3 protein-coding genes are annotated in these 2,941 nt (G+C 62.8%); all 3 read right to left on the minus strand.

Annotated features, from left to right (window positions below):
* Window positions 1-114: 114 nt before the first annotated feature.
* Window positions 115-750, minus strand: a complete 636-nt coding sequence (locus tag I2E45_RS10240; protein WP_015760609.1) for a HEPN domain-containing protein — start codon at window positions 748-750, stop codon at window positions 115-117.
* Entirely contained in the window at window positions 750-2,129 is a 1,380-nt protein-coding gene (locus I2E45_RS10245) for an ISL3 family transposase (protein ID WP_195445981.1), read from the minus strand. The genes I2E45_RS10240 and I2E45_RS10245 overlap by 1 nt, the downstream gene beginning before the upstream one ends.
* A partial coding sequence (locus I2E45_RS10250) for a hypothetical protein (protein ID WP_229058944.1) occupies window positions 2,130-2,941 on the minus strand: 812 nt, incomplete at its 5' end.

The raw sequence follows: 2,941 nt of genomic DNA on the forward strand, positions 1-2,941 counted from the left end.
GGGTATGTAAAACAAGTGGTTGGAAATTGGTAAATCTCTGGTTGGTTGCTGTTGAGTCTAAATCAACTCATCCAACCATCTTTCTAACAGCTGGAGCTGCAATAATCCAACCACTTATTTAACGTCTCTATGTATCATGTCGAAGTCAATCAGCTCTAGTTGCTCTACGAACTTCTCTAGATATGAGGCGACTTCCTCGTCATTCACGAAGAGCGGCCTATCCTGCGTGAGCCTTCCTGAACTGTCCTGCGGATAGCGAAGACTGATGCCGTTGTCGTCGATGTCGGCTACGGCCTCTACGAATGCGCCCATATTTTTGATGGCCCTGTTGTCCTCACGGCACCTCTGCCCTGGGAACCTCGAGAGCAGTGAGCTCCACAGCTTCGTGAGGCTGTGCTCTCTCTTGGGCTCGACTCCGCACTTCCTAATCACCCTCTTGATAGCTAGTTCCATGCAGTGTCTCGTGAGGAACAGGACCGGGATCGCATAGGAGTGCTTCAGCATCACGTACATCCCAGGTCGGTCGATGGCCCTTCTTCCGGCGGCCGCCAGTTCCTTCGCGGCGTTGAGGAACGAGCGGATGAACTCCTCCTCGAACATCTCGCCCTTGAGTTTTTCCTTCATCAAGACGGATGAGTCGAGCAGGGAGAAATCCCTCAGGGTGGGGTCGTTAAAGCCGTTCATCTGGGGCTTCATCACTTGACGCCCCACGTATCTAGGAAATACATGCTCGGTGAATATGCTCCCCATTAATGGACCTCCCCAGTCGTTGCGTCGACCTTCACTCCCGACCTCGGGTCTATGAACTCGTCCACGGCCTCGTCCTCGCGGTCGGGCTCGGTCACGAAGAGCGGGCCGGGAGCATCGATGCGAGGGCCGATCGTGAGCCCGTTGCTCGCGATGATGCGGTCGAGGTTCTGCCTGCGGTAGAGGGTCCTTGCCCGAAGCGTCTCGAACGAGTATCCGCGCCCTCTCATGTCCGTTTCGTTGATGAGCCGGTTCGCGCACTCGGTGTAGCCGTTCGAGATGCGGCTGGGGCATTCCCAGTAGTTGAAGATGAACTCGCGGTGGTTCTGGACGGTCCGAGCAAGGGCTCTGAACGGATCGAACTCCCTGCCATCGGGAATTTCCCGAATCCAGACGTCGAACGCCGCCTCAGCCTCCTCGCGTGAGGACGGATGGTCGTCGTAAATGCCGAAGAAGTCCTCCTTGAGGTCGTACGCGGTCATCAGCGTCGAGTAGGAGGGGTCTTCCCGTAGCGCCCTTAGGGCCGACGCCTCGTAGGGGCTGAGGTCGCGTGTCCGCTTCCTGAGGGCGTAGGCGAGGCCCTTCTTTAGCTCAAGGCGGCCCTTCCTGTCGAGGGCTCCCTGGAGGCCCTTGCGGACCGCGTCTAAGGCCTCGTTGGCTCCCCTCACGACATGGAAGTGGTCGATGACCCATGTCGCGTTCGGGGTGTACTTGGCTATGCTCCTCCAGAACGGCCGGTACATGTCGCTCGAGACCCATCGTACGCGCTCGAGGCCCTCCAACGAGGAGAAATAGGCGTCGAGGTCGGACTGCGTCCTGCCGGGCACCATGTCGAAGACCGTCCTGTGCTCGAGGTCGGTGATCACGGTCACCATGCCGACCCTCTTGAGGTTCTTCTCGTCTATGCCCAGGAACGCCGGCACCTTGAAGCGAAGCCTCGAGGCGTTCTCGCGGACGTAGTCCTCGAAGACGTTCTTCACGGTGACGTGCGAGAGCGGGTACTCCTCGGCGACCTCGCGGAAGGTGAGCCTGAGTGAGCGCTGGGCGATGTCGGCGTATGCCGCCTCCGTCATTCGGTGACCCGCGTCGACCCCGCCTATCGCCGGGCGCCACACGTAGCCGCACTCCGGGCATCGCATCCGCGGGAACCCTATCTCGAGCCTCGTCGGGATGCCCAAGTGTGGCGTCGACACAACGCCGACGGTCCTCGCGCCGTGGCTGTGCAGCGTCCCGCCGCACTCGGGGCACGATGCGGGGACGGGCCCGCGGTATCTCAGGTCGAACTGCTGGAGCCTCCTGCCGCAATCGACCTTGGTCGCACTGCCGATGAGCTCGCAGCCCCGGACGCCGAGCAGCTCCTCGACGTAGCCCGCCGCGCCCATCTATTCCCCCTTCGAGAGGTAGGAGGCGAGCTCGGCGATGTCGTAGCGCTTCCCCTGCGAGATGAGGTCGTACACCTGGTCGGCCAGGGGCTCGATCGCCTGCGGGTCGTCGAGCGCCTGCTCGGCGAGGTCTCCCAGCTCGTTGCTCATCATCGACATGAGGGCCCTGATGACGATGTTGCGCAGGCGCCCGTCCGCGAGGACAGCCTCCTTCGTGTTGCTCGTGTTCGTGATCTGCGTGTTGGTCACGGGGTCTGCCGCCACGGCGTCGGAGACCGCATTGACGGCTCGGGCCTTCACGAGGGGGTCGCCCTCGTCGCCCCACGTGCGGTTCAGCCTCTCCACGATCCTCGCCATGGTGTCGCGCTTGGGAGCGGCGCCTGAGCCGCCCGCGCCCATCGGCATGAGCTCGCCGCCCTCGACCCCCTCGGGGACCTTCTGGGCCGATATGCGGAAGTCCCGGAGCACGAGGCCGCGCACGTCGACGTCGTCGAGCGAGGTGCCCGCGATCCTGTGGCCGAGCAGCTTTGCGAAGCTGTAGAACACCTCGAGGTCGGGGTCGCCGAAGTCGAGCGCCTGGGACAGGAACGTGTAGGCGGAGCAGTACTTGGAGAGCTTCTTCCTGAAGGTCATCAGCTCCGCGACGCGTCCCGCCGCCTCGTCCGCGCTCCTCTTGGCCCTCTCCGCCTCCTCGGCCTCGCCGGCCGCCTCCGCCCGGTTGGCGCACTCCAGCCAAGTCTCGTAGGAGTCCCTGGCCGCCGCGAACCTCTCGCGGAAGATCTCGGCGGGCCCGGAGACGGCGGAGTAGAGGG

The sequence above is a fragment of the Collinsella aerofaciens genome (genome assembly GCF_015555045.1).
GTDB classification, from domain to species: domain Bacteria; phylum Actinomycetota; class Coriobacteriia; order Coriobacteriales; family Coriobacteriaceae; genus Collinsella; species Collinsella aerofaciens_W.